The sequence below is a fragment of the Humibacter antri genome, from assembly GCF_054777235.1.
Genome location: NZ_BAAHAW010000019.1, coordinates 220,095 through 236,312, shown reverse-complemented (window position 1 = coordinate 236,312; position 16,218 = coordinate 220,095). Strand labels below are relative to the sequence as shown.

The following is a 16,218-nucleotide window of genomic DNA, read 5'->3' as shown; positions in this document are numbered from 1 at the left end:
TTAGGTCGGCCGGTTCAGCGGCAGGGCGGCCGGTTCAGTCAGCTGTTCGGCTCATTCGACGCGTGCGGCCTGCACGATGGCCTCGGCGACCTCGACCGACACGAGCGGGTCGAAGACGCTGGGAATGATGAAGCTCGCGTTCAGCTCGTCGGGATCCACGCGATCCGCGATCGCCTGCGCAGCGGCGACGAGCATCGCCGGCGTGATGTCGGCCGTGCCTGCGTCGAGCAGGCCGCGGAAGACGCCGGGGAACGCCAGAACGTTGTTGATCTGGTTCGGGAAGTCGCTGCGTCCGGTCGCGACGACGGCCGCGGTTCTGGATGCCTCGATCGGGTCGACCTCCGGCACCGGGTTCGCCATCGCGAAGACGATGGCGTCGTCTGCCATGCCGGCGATGTCGTCGCCGGTGAGCAGGTTCGGTGCGCTCACGCCGATGAAGACATCCGCTCCCGCTATCGCCTCGGCGAGCGTGCCGGTGAAGCCCTCATCGTTGGTGGATTCGGCGAGCGCGATGCGGTGCGCGTCCGTGTAGTCGCCGCCGGAGTGGATCGCACCGTGACGATCGCAGGCGACGATGTGCTCAGCGCCCTGCGCCTGCAGAAGCTGGATGATCGCGTTGCCCGCCGCGCCGACGCCGGAGACGACGATGCGCACGTCTCCGATCTCCTTGCCGACCACCCGCAGCGCGTTGGTGAGCGCGGCGAGAGTCACGATGGCTGTGCCGTGCTGGTCGTCGTGGAAGACCGGGATGTCGAGGTCCTCGCGCAGGCGCTTCTCGATCTCGAAGCAGCGCGGCGCCGCGATGTCCTCGAGATTGACCCCACCGTAGACGGGGGCGATGGCCTTGACGATGCGGATGATCTCCTCCGTGTCCTGCGTGTCGAGGCAGACGGGCCAGGCATCCACTCCCGCGAACTGCTTGAACAGGGCCGCCTTGCCCTCCATGACCGGCAATGCCGCCTCAGGACCGATGTTGCCGAGGCCCAGCACGGCGGAACCGTCGGTCACCACCGCGATCGTATTCCGCTTCACCGTCAGAGCGCGGGCCTTGCGCTTGTCTTCGGCGATCGCCAGGCACACGCGCGCAACACCCGGCGTGTACGCCCGCGAGAGGTCGTCGCGGTTGCGGATGGGCTCGCGCGGCACCACCTCGAGCTTTCCGCCGAGGTGCATCAGAAAGGTGCGATCGCTCATGTTGCGCACGAGCACGCCATCCAACCCGTCGATCGCGCTGCGCACCTGCTCGGCGTGCTCGGCGTCGGTCGTGTTGCAGGTGAGGTCGACGACCATGCCTGCCGCGTGCGATTCGACGACGTCGAGCGCGGTGATCACCGCACCGGCGGTAGCGGCGGCCGACGCGAGCTCACTCGTCGCGGTGAAGCTCGCCGGCGCTTCTACGCGCAACGTGACCGAGTTTCCGGGACCGGGGTTGGCCATGGGTTTCCTCCTCAGCGAGGTGCATCCCGCGGCGTTTCCGCCTCGCGGGCATCCATCAAAACTTTCGCAATACGGATATTATTCTCTGCGTAACGGAAATTCAAACCACCCTGCAACGCCACGACCAGCTGTAGCCGTTCCGCTTCTCGAATTGCGGGTCTCGAGAGCCCACACCCGCAATTCGCGACAGCGGAAGAGAACGAAGCGCGGATCAGCGTGTGAGGCTTTTCGCATGATGGAATGATCGAACCACGATCAGGAGGAACTGTGACCGATACGCAGGCCAAGGCCCCGGCGCGAGTGCAGTCGGTGGAGCGCGTGTTCGAGCTGCTCGAGCTCATCACCGATGCCGGCGGCGAGGTGACGCTGAGCGAGCTCGCCGCGTCGACGGACCTCCCGCTGCCCACCATCCACCGCCTGTTGCGCACGCTCGTCTCTCTCGGCTACGCCCGGCAGGTGCCGAACCGGCGCTATGCGCTCGGTCCGCGCCTCATCCGGCTCGGCGAGGGCGCCAACCGCATTCTCGGCTCGCTCGCGCGCCCTCAACTCGCCTCGCTCGTCAACGACCTCGGCGAGAGCGCGAACATGGCCGTGCTCGACGGCGACATGGTCGTCTACATCGCACAGGTGCCCTCACGGCACTCGATGCGGATGTTCACCGAGGTCGGCCGGCGCGCGCACGCCCACGACACGGGGGTCGGCAAGGCGATGCTGGCACAGCTGCCCGAAGACACCGTGCGCGGCATCGTCTCCCGGGTCGGGATGCCCACGCCCACCGAGCACAGCATCGGCGACGTCGACGCGCTGCTCACCGAGCTCGCTGCGATCCGCGATCGCGGCTATTCGATCGACGACGAGGAGCAGGAGCTCGGCGTGCGCTGTTACGCCATCACCGTGCCCGGTGCCCCGTCGCCGACGGCCATCTCGGTCTCCGGTCCGCTGGCGCGCGTCGACGAGGGCTTCGGCGAGCGCGCCGTTCCGCTCCTGAAGGCCGCCGCGTCGCAGATCGCATCAGAGATGAAAGTCGCATGAACGGCGCCGAAGCCGCCCGCACCCTGCTGAGCTCCGGCACTCCCCCCACCCCACCGACCTCGCGAGCCGCCCTCACCCCGCCGACCTCGCGAACTCCCCTCACCCCGCCGACCTCGCGAACTCCCCTCACCCCGCCGACCTCGCGACCCGCCCTCACCGCGCTGAGTTCGCGAGCCGCCCTCCCCCCGCTGGTTGAGCTCGTCGAAACCGGAGAGCCCGGGGCCGCCGCATGAAAGGGTCGGGCGCCGTGGATGACAGCGGTACCGACCGCAGCGCCGCGGATGGCAACCGCACGCATGGCAACAGCACGGATGCCCCCACCACACCGTCTCCGCACGAACGCGTCGCCGTCGTGACGGGCGCCGGCTCGGGTATCGGCCGCGGTGTCGCCCGCGCGATGCTCGACGACGGCTACCGCGTGGCGCTTCTCGGGCGGCACAGGAACACGCTGGAGATCACTGCTGACGGGCATCCGCGCGCCCTTGTCGTTCCGGCCGACGTCTCGGATCCGGCCGCCGTCGACGACGCGTTCGCGCGGGCGGAGGCCGCCTGGGGACGCGTCGACGTGCTCTTCAACAATGCGGGCGTGTTCCCGCCTGCCGCCTTCGTCGATGAGCTCGACATCTCTGCCTGGAACTCGGCGGTGGCGGTCAACCTGACCGGCGTGATGCTGTGCAGTGCGGCGGCCATGAGGGTCATGAAACGGCAGCGGCCGCAGGGCGGCCGCATCATCAACAACGGTTCGATCTCCGCGCACACTCCACGGCCGCTGGCCGCCGCATACACCGCGACGAAGCACGCCGTCTCCGGGCTGACGAAGTCGCTGGAGCTCGACGGCCGCACCTTCGGCATAACCTGCGGGCAGATCGACATCGGCAATGCGGCCACGCACATCACCGACGACCTCGGAGCGGATGCCGGCGCCCTGCAGCCCGACGGATCGCGGCTGGTCGAGCCCACGTTCCCGGTCGCGGATGCGGCACGCGCCGTGCTCTTCATGGCGAACGTGCCGGCATCCGCGACCGTGAACTCGCTGGTGATCACGGCATCCGGAATGCCGTTCGTCGGCCGCGGCTGACTTCACCGCCCACCACGACGGTCGGGCGGCTGCAGTCGCTCAGATCGGACCCTTGGAACCGGCCAGCCACTTGGTGAAGTGGAACGAGGTGACGGCCATGCGCTGGCGAAAGTAGAACCGGTGCGCCTCGGTGCGCTGCACGCCCGATTCGAGGGCGATCGCCGTGCAGCCGGCGGCGCAGGCCCGCTCCTCGATCGCATCCAGCAGCGCGGCGCCGACACCGCGAGATCGGTCGGCCTCGTCGACGGCGAGGTCGTCCACGTACAGCTGGCGCCCCCTGGAGAGATTCGCGACGATTCTCCACCCCGCTGCTCCGACGCAGTGACTGCCTCGATACGCTCCGCAGAAGCGAAGTCCCTGCGGCCAGCCCTCGTCGTAGATGCGTTCCAGGGCCTTCGCCTCGAGTCCAGGACGCAGCTGCCTCAGAATGGGCAGCAGGTCTTCGACGACTCGAGGATCGTCAGGTGTCAGGTCGCGGAACCGGAGTTCGCCGGGTCGAGTTGATGCCTGCACCGTCACCTCAGCCGATCAGCGCCGGCTCGGCGACGCACTCACGCAGTGACGCCTCGAGCTCGTCGCGATCGAGATTGCGGCCGATGAACACGAACACCGACGACTCGAGCTTGAGGTCGACGGCCTCGTGCGCGGTCAGGTTGTACAGCTGGTGCACGCCCTGCAGCAGATGCGGCACCGAGTCCCCTTCAACATGGATGACACCCTTGTAGCGATACAGGTCGTCACCCTGCCGAGCTGCGAGTTCCGCGATGCACTGTTCGAGTGCGACCCGGCGGAACCGGCCGTCGATCTCGAACGCGACAGCCTCGAGACCATCGCTGTGCACATGCGAGTTCTCCTCGAGCCACTGCGCCGATCCGGAGCTCGTCTCGTGACGCGCGAATGCGTTGATGCCGAGTATTTCGCACAGGTCGACCGCGCCGTAGCTCGAGGTCAGGATCTCCGCCGACTGGTTGATCGAACGGATCCGCGCCTTGACGCGCTCCAGTTGCGCTTCGTCGATCAGGTCGATCTTGTTGATGACGATGCGGTCACCGAACGCGATCTGGTTGCTGGTGTGGTTGCCGACTCCGTCGACCCGGGTGTCGTCGAGGTGCTGTTCCACGTGCTTCGCGTCGACGAGGGTCACGATCGCATCGAGGCGGAAGCGTTCGCCGACGTGGTTGTCGACGTGATAGCGGTCGGCGATCTCCTCATCGACGTAGAACGTCTGTGCGATGGGGTTGGGGTCCGCCATCCCACTGGTCTCGATGATGATGCGATCGAATCGCTCCTTGCGCTCGTAGAGCGAGTTCAGGATCTCGATGAGGTCGGTGCGCGCGGTGCAGCACAGACAGCATCCGTTGCTCATCTCGATGAGCTTCTCGTCGCCGCCGACGACGAGCGCACTGTCGACGTTGATGTCACCGAACTCGTTCTCGATGATGGCGATCCGCATGCCGTGCTCGGCGGTCAGGATGTGGTTCACCATCGTCGTCTTGCCCGAGCCGAGGAATCCGGTGAGCACGGTGACGGGGATACGGGGTGTTGTAGACATCAGTCGCCTCCTGCGATCGTGGTGAGCAGTCTTCGCGCCTCGCGGCGTGATTCATCCGAGATCACGATGCGTGCGCCATGGAAGTCGGGGCCGCGCGTCGCGTCCAGGCCGAGCCGCGACGTTGTGCCGTCGTTGCTCGACGAGGGGTCGAGCGGCGATCCGGGAAGGCCGTCGATCGTGAAGAGATCGAGGTGCGGCTGGAAATGAGTCGCCAGCGCCCAGAGCACCTCCGAGTCGTTGGTGATGTCGACGTCGGAGTCCACCGCGATCGCCGTCTTGACGTAGGGGTCCCAGCCGAGTAGCCCGAGCAGAGCCTGGCGAGCGCTTCCCGGCCTCTTCTGATCGACGGAGACATAGCAATGGAAGTGTGTTCCCGAGGTCGGATAGTGCAGCGCCTTCACGTCGGGGAAACGTTCCTTGAGTTTGTGCGCCATCTCTGCCTCGCGCGGAATGCGCGCGAGATTCAGGTGCTCGTCGGTGTTGCCGCCCTCGACGTCGATCAGCATCGCGTCGCTGCGCGACATCACGGCCGTCACCGTGAGCACATTGTTCGTCGAACGATTCGAGGAGTACCCCGAGAACTCCCCGAAGGGCCCCTCTTCTGCTCGCGCCTCCGGGTCGATCGTGCCCTCGAGCACGAACTCGGCCCATGCGGGCACCTTGATGCCGAAGGTGGGAGTGCGTACTACCTCGAGGGGTTCCCCGAGCAGACCGCCTGCGATCTCCCGTTCGTCGACGTCGTATCCCATCCGAGACGATCCCGCGAGCATCACGAGCGGATGCGCGCCGATGACCATGGCGACAGGCATGACTTCGCCGCGCTCACGGTACTTGGCGAGCATGTGCCACAGGTCGCCTCTGGAGTGAAGGCTGGTGGCCAGCTGGTTGCGGGAGTGCACCATGGAGCGGTGGTAGCTCATGTTGCCGATCCCGGTGTCGGGATCCTCGCCGATGATGATTCCGCTCGTGATGTACGGCGCCTTGTCGGAGGCGAAGTGCGTGAGCATCGGCAGGGCGTCGAGGTCGACGTGCTCCCCGGTCACGACCACCTCCTCGACCGGCCCGTTCGGCACCACCGTGCACGGAACCGGGTCGCTGGAGCGGCGGTAGTACTCCTCGTGCAGTCCCCCCGGCGTGACGCCGAGCATGCGTGCGATGCGGGTTCTCGATGCGAACACGTTGCTCAGCACCGGCACGTCGAGGCCGTCGATGGCGCGACAGTAGAGCATCGGGCTGCGACCCAGCGAGGTCAGTTCGACGATCAGCCCCGTGATTCCCTCGCTGGCCGACACACGCTCGCCGATGTCGACGACATCGTCGGAATACGACTCGAGATAGTCGTTCAGGAATCCGTGTGCGTCTTGCCTGCTGTACAGTCGCGCGTTCTCGGTGAGCGTCATGATGGCTCTCCTTCCATGCCGGTCGGCGGCCCCGCCCACCTGGTGTAGAGGTCGTGTTCGATGTCGAACTGGTCGAGGATGCGACCGGTGAGGTACCCGAGCAGGTCGTCGATCGATCGCGCCCCCTGATAGAGGGCGAGCATCGGAGGCAGCACGATCGCCCCGGCTTCCGTCACGCCCACCATGTTGCGCAGGTGGATGAGGTTCAGTGGCGTCTCGCGAGCCACGAGCACGAGACGTCGCCGTTCTTTGAGCGTGACATCCGCCGCCCGGGTCACGAGATTGTCCGAGTAGCCGTGTGCGATCGCCGAGAGCGTGCGCATCGAGCACGGCACGATGACCATGCCAGCGGTGCGGAACGAGCCGGATGCGATCGAGGCGGCGATGTCACCTCGCTGGTGCACGACATCCGCCAGTTCGGCGAGCCGGGCCGGCGTGGTGTCTGTCTCGAGTCCGATGGTGCGGTGCGCTGCCGCCGAGAGCACGAGGTGCGTCTCGGTCGATCCGAGCTCGTGGAGCGCCTTCAGCAGATGGATGCCGAGTTGCGGTGCGCTGGCGCCCGTCATGGCCACGATGAGCCTACGGCGCGTCGGTGCCGAAGAGCCGGAGAACGGCGCCGACTCGGGCCGGACTCTCGTTGTGTGGCGCGGTTTCGAATCCGTGAACGCCGGATCGGTGCGTGCAGGATCGGCGAGCTCCGGACCGCGCGTCGCGAGCAGGTCGACGAAGCCGTCCGTGCGGACGGAACTCGCCAGGCGACTGGTTGCCACGCTTGCCTCCGTTCGTGCAGCTCGCCTGCCGTCGCTCGAACGAACAGGCCGCCAGCGGCCGATTCGACGTCTGCGGCGACGATCTTGCTGCGAGATTACATGCAATTCTTTATCTGTCAACCGGACCGGTCACTCAGGGCGGCACGACGGCGACGGATGAGAGACGGATGAGACCGAGAGGGAACCGGCGAAACGGGTGAGATGCGAGGGAGCCGGCGAACGCGGGTGAGACGCGGCCGGGTACCGCGAAGCGGATCAGGCGGGCTCGGGGGCTGCGTCGACGAGCGCTCTCCTGAGGCGAACGCGCACGCGCGAGATGTGCTCCCGTGCGACCGCTTCGGCCAGGGACTGGTCTCCCGCCTCGATGCAGTCGACGATCCGCTTGTGCTCCTCGAACGCCAGAGAGGCCGCGTTCGGCGCATCCCACAGCGTGCGAAGCGTGGAGTGGGAGAGCGTCGCAATGGATTCCAGCATGCTGCTGAGGTACTGGTTGTCGGCCACCAGCCGGATCTCACGATGAAAGCGCGTGTCGAACTCGATGTGCCGAGCGACATCCCCATCGTGCTCGACCAGGCTCTCGTGCTCGGCGAGCATCGAACGCAACCGTGCGATGTCGTCGAGCTCGGCGACCTTCGTCGCCAGCGACGCCGCCAGACCCTCGAGCGGTTCCCGCACGGCGAACAGGTCGAGCAGCCCGGCGAGATCCGAGCCGTTGACGACGGCTCCGCGGTAGCGCTCCTGAGTGGCCAGCCCCTCGTAGATCAGCCGTTGCACCGCCTCCCGCACCGGGCTGCGACTGACACCGAGGCGACGTGCGAGTTCCGGAACGCTCAGCGGTGTTCCCGCCGGAATCCGTTCGGCAAGGACAGCGTCGCGAATGGCCGCATACGTGCGATCGGCGAGCTGGTCCCTCTCGAGGATCGGCTCGAGAGCGGCAAGGCTCTGTCTGGACACTGACCCTTGTCCTTTCTCGACTCACTCGAAAGCGGCGCGACAACGTTCATCCTACGAACCCGAGCCGGGACAGCGCGCGACGCGCCGCCCCGGCCGGGCCCCGATGCGTCGGTCAGCCCGCTGCCAGAACCGCCCGCGCTTCGAGTTCCGCAGGCGACGAGTCGTCGGCCCAGGAGTCGGGCGTGTATCCCTTGTAGTACTCGGCATGCCTGTTGTCCGCGGATGCCTGAGGGATGTCTCCCCGCAGGTATGCCTCGGCCTCCGCCACGTCCTTCGGCGCAGGCGTCGGCTGCAACCCGAGCAGCTTCGCCATGTTGTTGCCGAGGTAGCCCTCGAGGTCGTCCTCCGACGTGTTCAGGCCCTGGGGCGGCTCGTGGCCGAGCACCTCGAGCTCACGCATCCACATGCCCGGTTCGTTCGGCGGCGAATCGGTGCCGTAGACCAACCGGCTCTTCTTCATGTCCTTCGCGAACTCGACGATGCGCGACTGGAGCAGCCAGCCGGACTCGCCATAGACATTCGGCGAGTCTTGGATCATCCAGAACGCCTCGAAGCAGTACACACCGCCGGTCTGCACGCCGAAGTGCCCGATGATGAACTTCACGTTCGGGAACTCGCGGATGATCGGGTAGAACTGCGTCGGAATGGAGTACGGGCCGTCACCGGTATGCAGGAGCACGATCACGCCGAGCTCGTCGCATACCTTCAGAGCCGGACGGAGCCAGTCCAGTGCCCGATCGGGCCGGTACGAGTGCATGTTCGCGTGCAGCTTCATCATCTTGTAGCCGTATTCCTGCACGTGGAACCGCAGTTCCTCCGCACCGTTCTCCGGCCCGAACCGAGGGTTGTAGATGAAGTTGCCGATGAATCGGTCCGGGTAGTTCTGCACCAGGTAGCTGACGTGCGCCTGATAGTTGCGAATTCCCTCCCGGCCGCTCTTGTCGCCTTCCTTCCACTGGGTGTTGCCGGGCGGCGGCATTGCGCACGCGATGTCCACCCTGCGCGGCTTGCCGTTGACCATGAAGGGGCCGTCCATCATGACCATGGCGCGCTCACCGGTGAACGGCTCACCGGTGTGGCGCCAGGCCTGGTCGACCAGGTTGGTCGGATGGACGTGAGTATCGATGATCACGTTGTCCTCCTTGCGGTTGATGACTACAACCCCGGCCACGCCACACGCGCCTTCGGGTGCGCCTGATAGCGGCCGGGCCGACGTCGTCGGGTCGTATGAGGCCCGCCGGGACGGATGCAGTACCAAGCGAGCCGAGTCCACCACGGGGCGGGAGCGCTGTCAAGCTTTTACATGCAATCTCCTGTCAATCCAGATTGAAGGATCGGAAAGCGGTCGCGCTTGCTGCTGTCAGAACAAGTCTGAGCGCTGAAGTTGCGTCTGACGGTTGACAATCCTGGGAAGAGGAATATGTTGCATGTAATTCCCTAATGCCCCGCGGCCGGTCGGCCGATACTCGCCGGCACCAGGCACCGCGGTTCGGATCGCCTGCCAGCGTCCCGCGTTCCGGCCGGTGAATGAGCGGATTCCTTCGAGGAGAGCTGTGAACGACGACGAAAGAACGTGCGACATCCTGATCCGCGCCGGGTGGATCATCCCGGTGGATGGCAGCCGCACGACCATCGTGGACGCCGGCATCGCTGTCATCGGCAACCGCATCGCCGCGCTAGGAACACGAGCCGACTTGGCAGGCTGGAAGGCGTCCCGGGTCATCGACCTGCCCGACGCCGTACTCATGCCAGGTTTTGTCGACGGGCACAATCACCTGTTCCAAGCCCTGGCGAAGGGACTGGGCGAGGGTCAATCGATCTGGCCGTGGCTGTGCAACTTCATGTGGCCGTACTCCATCGAGATGTCGCCCGCCGATGCCGTGGCCGCCGTGCAGCTGGGAGCCGTTGAAGCGGTGCGTGCCGGCATCACCACCGTGATCGACAACCACTACGCCCCCACAGACCTTGACACCACCCTCTCGGTGGCAGGAGCGATCGAGACTGTCGGACTCCGCGGTGCGGTGGCACGGGGAATCCTCGGAAGGCGAAGCGAGGTGGGCATCAGACGCGGACAGCCCGAACCGCTCTATCGCTACGACCTCGACGACGAGCTGGCGATCACATCTGAGGCCATCGATGCACGGCCACCCGGATCCCGGGTCGAGGTATGGCCGGCTCCACTCAACCTCAGCTACCTCGATCAAGACATGGTCGTCGCATCGATAGAGCTCGCCAGGGCCCGAGGCGTCAAATGGCACACGCACTGCTCGGAGGGGTCGAAGGACCCGGACATCTACCTGGAGTACTACGGCATCCGCCCGGTCACGTGGCTCGAGCGGGAGGGTCTCCTCGATGAGCACGCGACGCTCGCGCACGCGATCTGGCTCGACGACGACGAGCTCGACGCCATCGCCGCGGCGGGCGCGACGATCGCCCACAATCCGACGTCGAACCAGTACCTCGCCTCCGGCTCGATGCGACTGCACGACATGGTCGACCGTGGCATCACCGTAGCGCTCGGCACCGACGGGCCGAGTTGCGGCCATCGGCAGGATCCGTTCGAGTGCATGAAGCAGGCGGTGTCGATCCAGCGCCTCGCTCACCTCGATCCGACCGCACTGCGTGCCGCCGACGCCCTGGCGCTCGGCACCCGGAACGGCGCACGGTACAGCGGTTTCGACGTCGGCGAGCTGCGCATCGGGGCGCTGGCCGACATCGTCGCCGTCGATCTCGGCGCCGCCCACACCCAACCCGTGCACGACCCGTACTCGACCCTCGTGAACTCCGCCGTCGCCACCGACGTCGTGCTCACGATGGTCGACGGCGACGTCGTGTTCTCAGACGGCATCGTCCACACCGTGGACGAGCGGTCCGTCATCGACGAGGCGAACGCGGCTGCGCGGCGTCTCGTGGCGCGCAACCCTTCGCTCGCCGCCGTATCCTGACCGCCGACAACATTTGCGCTATGGCCGAGAGCAAGCGCGCCCGAACGCTGCCGCACACCGCCAGTCCACTCAATGAAGAGGTGAGCCGAAATGCGCAAAACCATGGAGCATCGCTCCGAACCTGCGGGGCCCGGGAACCACGCCAAAGATGCCGTCGACAAGGCACCGCCGATCTACAAGGCCATCCCCCTCGCACTGCAGCACGTGCTGATCGCCTACGGCGGCATCATCACGACGCCCATCGTCGTAGGGCTGGCCATCGGTCTCAAGCCGGACGTTCTCGCCGCCCTGATCTCCGCGAACATCTGCGTAGCCGGCGCCGCCACCATCTTGCAGACCCTCGGAGTCTGGAAGTTCGGTGTGCGACTTCCCGTGGTCATGGGGTCGACATTCACCGCGATCGGCCCGTCCATCGTGCTCGGCAAGGAGTACGGGCTACCGGCGGTGTTCGGCGCAACGATCGTCGCCGGCGTGGTCGCGACGGCCATCGCACCGTTCTTCGGGAGGCTTCTGAAGTACTTCCCGCCGATCGTGACGGGGACGGTGATCGCGATCATCGGCATCTCGTTGCTGCCGACCTCAGCCAATCTGATCCAGGGCCAGAAGGGCTCCGTCGGCTACAACTCGATGTCGAGCTTCCTGCTCGCCGGGATCACTGTGGCCATCGTGCTTGTCATCGATCGATTCGGAAGGGGAACGTTCAAACAGCTCTCGATCCTGATCGCGCTGGTCGTCGGCACCATCATCGCCATCCCGATGGGAAAGCTCGACCTCTCATCGGTCGGTGACGGACCCTTCATCGCCGTGCCCATGCCGTTCGCGTTCGGCGCGCCGCAGTTCATACTCGGCGCCATCCTTCCCATCCTCATCGTGCAGTTCGTCAGCATGGTCGAGACCGTCGGCGACGTACTGGCCATCGGCGAGATCGTCGGACGCAAGGTGGGGAAGAAGGAAGTGAATCGGGGACTCCTCGCTGACGGAGCCGCCACGGCCATCGGCGGCATCTTCACCCCCTTCTCGCTCGTCACGTTCGCCAACAACGTGGGTCTCGTGCAGATCACCAAGATGTTCTCGCGGCACGTCGTCGCCATCGCGGGCGGTCTCTTCATCCTGGTCGGGCTCATCGGCCCGCTCGGCGGGCTGGCCGCCGCCATCCCGAAACCCGTGCTCGGCGGCATCACCGTGATCATGTTCGGCACGATCGCGGGCGTCGGCGTCAAGATCCTCGGCAAGGCGGACCTGACCAACTCGCGCAACATCTACATCATCGCGATCTCGTTCGCGTTCGGCATGATCCCCGTCGGCGCTCCCAACTTCTGGGAGGGCTTTCCGCCGCTGCTCCAGCCGGTGCTCTCAACCGGGATCGCCGCAGGCAGCATCTCCGCATTCGTCTTGAACCTGCTCCTCAACGTCTGGGGAGGCAAGCAACGCAGGGGGGCAGCGCCCGGTGACGACGCATCGGCTGCGCCGGGGTCAGCGAGCGTCGAGCCGTCCGAAACAGACGCCGCCCTGATGCTCGACACGGATGCGCCGCAGCCGACCGAGAACGTATCCAGAACCCGGCGCCCCGGCCGCGAGCCGGAGGCCGAGCCGGGAACGTAACCGGTCGTTCGCCGGCGGTGCGGAACGCGATCACGCGACGCCGCACCGCCGGCTTTTCGCGCGAGGGAGGAGCGGAACCATGGCCGGTGGTGACGCGCGAGGGCGGACACGCCCGGTCGACAGGGCGTTCAGGCTCCTCGAGATCCTTGCCGACGCCGGAGGAGAATTCCCCTTGGGAGAGCTGGCGATGGCCGCGGATCTCGCTCCCGCGACCACCCATCGGCTGCTCCAGACGCTCGTGACGCACGGATACGCTCGCCGCCTGGAAGGCGGCCGCTATGCACTCGGTGGGCGGCTGGTGCGGCTCGGCGGCGCCGCCGGGCGAGCCTGCGGTGAAGCCGCCGGAGACTCACTGACCGCACTGGCCGCGCAACTCGATGAATGCACCAGCATGGCGATGCTCGACGGCGACGTGGTGGTCTATGTCGCGCAAGCGGCGTCGACGCACTCCATGCGCATGTCCGCGGTCGTCGGCCGCCGCGATCACGCTCATGTGACCGGTGTCGGCAAGGCGTTGCTGGCCTGTCTCACGGACGACCGGGTGCGCGACATCGTCGCACGGGCCGGCTTGCCCCGCCATACCGCCTCCAGCCACACAACGGTCGATGCTCTCTTGCTCGACCTCCAGGCGACTCGGGTCCGCGGCTACGCGATCACCGACGGCGAGCAGGAGCTCGGCATGCGATGCTACGCGGTCGCCGTTCCGCACGCGCCGACGCCGACCGCGATCTCGGTCTCCGGTCCTGCGACTCGAATCGATGACGCTTTCGGCAGGAGAGCGATTCCGCTGCTGCGGGACACTGCGACCTGGATCGCATCCCAGATGCGGGCCGCGACGTAGTCCCGGCGAAGCGCCGCCTCGCCGGAACCGTCGACGTCACGCCGAGTGCGCGCTGCCGCCGAAGGCGACGAACACCATCCGCTCGATCGCCGACACGATCGTGTACAGCACGATCGACGCGCCGGTGACCACCACGATCGACGCCCAGAGCAGGTTGTAGTCGAACTGCGGAATGGCCAGGATGATCGTGGCGCCGAGCCCCTGACCGGTACCGAGCCACTCGGTGATCAGGGCTGCCACGAGCGCGCCGGGCACCGAGATGCGTGCCGCGCTGAAGATCGAGGGGATGGCCGACGGGATCGAGACGTGACGCAGCTCCGCCCAGACGCCTCCGCCATACGCAGACACGACGTCGCGGGCCTGGCGGGGAGCCGACTGCAGCCCTGTCATCATCATGACGATCGCAGGGAACACGACCACGAGGCATCCCATCACCGCGACGGTCGCGAAGCCACGGCCGAAGATCAGGACGATGACCGGGGTCATGGCGACAAGCGGCACGGAGCGAAGCATGGTGGCCAGAGGCATCATGGTCTGCCGGATGCTCCGCGAGGCCGCCATGATGCTCGCGCCGACGAGAGCGACGCCCATGCCGAACACGAAGCCGATCCCGGTGTCGGAGAGCGTGACGAGCAGGTCGCCCCACAGTTTGGCGCGCGCCGCTGCCGCTGCGGTGCCGGTGAACAGGTAGTTCCAGACGTCGATGGGCGTACGGCCGACGACCGGTCCGATCTGCGGGAACAGAGCGAGCACTGCGACCCACAACGCGATCACCACGGCGACCGCCACGATGATCGGTCCGACGATGCGCACGATTCCGGCACCGATACCACCAGAGGAAGACACGCTGGTCTCGCCGAAACCGACGCTCGCGTTCGTACGCTCCGCACCGCCGAACAGCACCCGGCTGATGAAGTAGTCGACCAGCGAAAGGATGCCGTAGGCGAGTATCGCCATGGCCCCGGCGGCGAGCGCCAACCCCCACGTGCGCGGAACGTCGAAGTTCGCCTGCGCGGCCGTGAGCGCGACGCCCACGCCGCTGTCGACGCCCCCGAGATATTCGCCGAGGATCGCGCCGAGGATCGCCGCCGGTGCTGCGATCTTGAGCGAACCGACGAGGTTCGGCAGGCACGCGATCGCCTGCACCCGGAAGACCCGCTGCCATCCGCTCCCCCCGGCGGCTGTGACGAGGTCCATCGACGCCCGGTCTGCCGACTTGAGACCGGTCAGCGTGCCGACCATCGTGGTGAAGAACACCGATACCGCCGCTAGAAAGACGGATGGCGCCCTGCCGCCGAGGATCACCAGGATGAGCGGTCCGAGAGCGAGCAGCGGCATGCAGTAGCTGATCACCCCGATCTGGGTCACCACACCCTCGGCACGCGGCACGAGGGCTGCGAGAACCGCGATCGCTATCGCGACGAGGTTGCCGATCACGAATCCCTCGAGTGCGGACATCCCCGTCACCGCGATGTTCGGACCGTAGAACCCCCAGCCATCCGACACGATCGATCCGGCCACGGCGACGGGGCTCGGCACGGCGCCGTTGGCTCCGGAGAAGAAGATCGCGGAGACGGCCCACCAGAGCACGAGGACGACGACGATTCCGACGAGGCCCGAGAGCCACTTGGCACCCCGCAACAACGATCTCCAACGGGCCTCGCCCCCGATTGCACCCCGCGCGAGGCTGATCGCGGTGGTCGGATCCGAGACGCTCACGATCGCACCTCGCGCTGTCCTTCGTGCTCCCCGAACAGCAAGCCCGAGAGATGGTCGGCAAGCCGGTGGAACTCCGGCGTGCGCATGATCTCCGGCGTGCGCGGTCGTGGCAGATCGATGTCGACCACCTCGACCACGTGCCCGGGTCCTGCGCTCATCACCACGACCCGGTCGGAGAGGAACACGGCCTCCGAGATCGCGTGGGTGACCAGCAGCGTCGTCGCCGGCTTCTCGGTCCAGATGCGCAGCAGCTCGAGGTTGAGCCGCTGCCTGGTCATGTCGTCCAGCGCGCCGAACGGCTCATCGAGCAGCAGCACGCTCGGCTTGACGACGAGCGCCCGCGCGATCGAGACGCGCTGGCGCATGCCGCCGGAGAGCTGGCTCGGCTTGGCATCCTTGAACTTCTCCAGGCCGACCAGTCGCACGAGATCGTCGATGAAGTCGCGGTCGGGCTTGACCCCGGCCACCTCCAGCGGCAGGCGCAGGTTCGCCGTCACCGACCGCCACGGCAGCAGCGCGGAGTCCTGAAAGGCGATCCCGAGTTCGTGTCGGGCGCGCAGCTGCTCAGGGGTGAGGCCGTTGACCCGCGCCTGGCCCGACGTCGGGTTGTCCAGTCCCGCGAGGATGCGCAGCACTGTCGATTTGCCGCATCCGGAGGGCCCGATCACCGACAGGAACGATCCGCGCTCGGTGTGGATGTCCACCTCCGAAAGCGCCTGATAGCGCCGCCCTCGCATGGTGAATGTCTTGCTCAGCCCGGTGATGTCGAGCCCTGTGCTCTCTAGCCCTGTGCTGTCGGAACCGTGCTGCGGCGCGGTCACGTTCACGATCGTCGTCTCGTCGGCGGTCATCACGATGCTTCCCATTGCTCGCTTCCCTGCTTTTCCG

At 66.7% G+C, this 16,218-nt stretch carries 14 protein-coding genes; 5 read left to right on the top strand and 9 right to left on the bottom strand.

Going from position 1 to position 16,218, the window contains the following annotated elements; genetic code table 11:
• Nucleotides 1-51: 51 nt before the first annotated feature.
• The gene (locus ACYVDK_RS07500; RefSeq protein WP_460520209.1) at nt 52-1,437 is read right to left on the bottom strand and encodes an NAD-dependent malic enzyme; all 1,386 of its coding nucleotides are present in this window, start codon (nt 1,435-1,437) and stop codon (nt 52-54) included.
• Nucleotides 1,438-1,704: 267 nt separating this feature from the next.
• Here ACYVDK_RS07500 and ACYVDK_RS07495 point away from each other — a divergent pair, with 267 nt between their 5' ends.
• Nucleotides 1,705-2,469, top strand: coding sequence for an IclR family transcriptional regulator (locus tag ACYVDK_RS07495; protein WP_460520206.1), 765 nt, complete (start codon nt 1,705-1,707; stop codon nt 2,467-2,469).
• Nucleotides 2,470-2,821: 352 nt separating this feature from the next.
• On the top strand, nt 2,822-3,547 hold the full coding sequence (locus ACYVDK_RS07490; RefSeq protein WP_460520750.1) for an SDR family oxidoreductase: 726 nt from the start codon (nt 2,822-2,824) through the stop codon (nt 3,545-3,547).
• Nucleotides 3,548-3,586: 39 nt separating this feature from the next.
• On the opposite strand, the gene ACYVDK_RS07485 is transcribed toward ACYVDK_RS07490, so the two are convergent.
• The 6 genes from ACYVDK_RS07485 to ACYVDK_RS07460 all read right to left on the bottom strand — a co-directional run bounded on the left by ACYVDK_RS07485 (nt 3,587) and on the right by ACYVDK_RS07460 (nt 9,355).
• Nucleotides 3,587-4,060 (bottom strand): GNAT family N-acetyltransferase, encoded by a 474-nt coding sequence (locus tag ACYVDK_RS07485; RefSeq protein WP_460520203.1) that lies wholly within the window; start codon nt 4,058-4,060, stop codon nt 3,587-3,589.
• Nucleotides 4,061-4,067: 7 nt separating this feature from the next.
• On the bottom strand, nt 4,068-5,099 hold the full coding sequence (locus ACYVDK_RS07480; protein WP_460520200.1) for a CobW family GTP-binding protein: 1,032 nt from the start codon (nt 5,097-5,099) through the stop codon (nt 4,068-4,070).
• The gene (locus ACYVDK_RS07475) at nt 5,099-6,499 is read right to left on the bottom strand and encodes a UbiD family decarboxylase (RefSeq protein WP_460520197.1); all 1,401 of its coding nucleotides are present in this window, start codon (nt 6,497-6,499) and stop codon (nt 5,099-5,101) included. Before ACYVDK_RS07475 ends, ACYVDK_RS07480 begins: the two co-directional genes overlap by 1 nt.
• Nucleotides 6,496-7,269 carry a UbiX family flavin prenyltransferase gene (locus tag ACYVDK_RS07470; protein WP_460520194.1) on the bottom strand — a complete coding sequence of 258 codons (774 nt, stop codon included), beginning with the start codon at nt 7,267-7,269 and terminating at the stop codon, nt 6,496-6,498. Before ACYVDK_RS07470 ends, ACYVDK_RS07475 begins: the two co-directional genes overlap by 4 nt.
• 255 nt (nt 7,270-7,524) lie before the next feature.
• Nucleotides 7,525-8,223, bottom strand: a complete 699-nt coding sequence (locus ACYVDK_RS07465) for a GntR family transcriptional regulator (protein WP_460520191.1) — start codon at nt 8,221-8,223, stop codon at nt 7,525-7,527.
• A 112-nt stretch (nt 8,224-8,335) separates the two neighbouring features.
• Entirely contained in the window at nt 8,336-9,355 is a 1,020-nt protein-coding gene (locus ACYVDK_RS07460) for an amidohydrolase family protein (RefSeq protein WP_460520188.1), read from the bottom strand.
• A 421-nt stretch (nt 9,356-9,776) separates the two neighbouring features.
• Between ACYVDK_RS07460 and ACYVDK_RS07455 the strand changes: the two genes are divergently transcribed.
• From ACYVDK_RS07455 to ACYVDK_RS07445, 3 genes are all read left to right on the top strand, one after another.
• The gene (locus ACYVDK_RS07455; RefSeq protein ID WP_460520185.1) at nt 9,777-11,168 is read left to right on the top strand and encodes an amidohydrolase family protein; all 1,392 of its coding nucleotides are present in this window, start codon (nt 9,777-9,779) and stop codon (nt 11,166-11,168) included.
• Nucleotides 11,169-11,258: 90 nt separating this feature from the next.
• On the top strand, nt 11,259-12,770 hold the full coding sequence (locus tag ACYVDK_RS07450; RefSeq protein WP_460520182.1) for a nucleobase:cation symporter-2 family protein: 1,512 nt from the start codon (nt 11,259-11,261) through the stop codon (nt 12,768-12,770).
• A gap of 79 nt (nt 12,771-12,849) precedes the next feature.
• Nucleotides 12,850-13,611, top strand: a complete 762-nt coding sequence (locus ACYVDK_RS07445; protein WP_460520179.1) for an IclR family transcriptional regulator — start codon at nt 12,850-12,852, stop codon at nt 13,609-13,611.
• A 36-nt stretch (nt 13,612-13,647) separates the two neighbouring features.
• On the opposite strand, the gene ACYVDK_RS07440 is transcribed toward ACYVDK_RS07445, so the two are convergent.
• Entirely contained in the window at nt 13,648-15,330 is a 1,683-nt protein-coding gene (locus tag ACYVDK_RS07440) for an ABC transporter permease (protein WP_460520176.1), read from the bottom strand.
• A complete protein-coding gene (locus ACYVDK_RS07435) occupies nt 15,327-16,196 on the bottom strand; it encodes an ABC transporter ATP-binding protein (RefSeq protein WP_460520174.1) in 870 nt (289 codons plus the stop codon). Before ACYVDK_RS07435 ends, ACYVDK_RS07440 begins: the two co-directional genes overlap by 4 nt.
• Nucleotides 16,197-16,218: the final 22 nt, after the last annotated feature.

Bases quoted from the DNA above. Each gene is read 5' to 3' on its own strand.
- ACYVDK_RS07500 (WP_460520209.1), bottom strand. From the start codon at position 1,437: ATGGCCAACCCCGGTCCCGGAAACTCGGTCACGTTGCGCGTAGAAGCG.
- ACYVDK_RS07450 (WP_460520182.1), top strand. From the start codon at position 11,259: ATGCGCAAAACCATGGAGCATCGCTCCGAACCTGCGGGGCCCGGGAAC.
- ACYVDK_RS07445 (WP_460520179.1), top strand. From the start codon at position 12,850: ATGGCCGGTGGTGACGCGCGAGGGCGGACACGCCCGGTCGACAGGGCG.
- ACYVDK_RS07475 (WP_460520197.1), bottom strand. From the start codon at position 6,499: ATGACGCTCACCGAGAACGCGCGACTGTACAGCAGGCAAGACGCACAC.
- ACYVDK_RS07480 (WP_460520200.1), bottom strand. From the start codon at position 5,099: ATGTCTACAACACCCCGTATCCCCGTCACCGTGCTCACCGGATTCCTC.
- ACYVDK_RS07435 (WP_460520174.1), bottom strand. From the start codon at position 16,196: ATGGGAAGCATCGTGATGACCGCCGACGAGACGACGATCGTGAACGTG.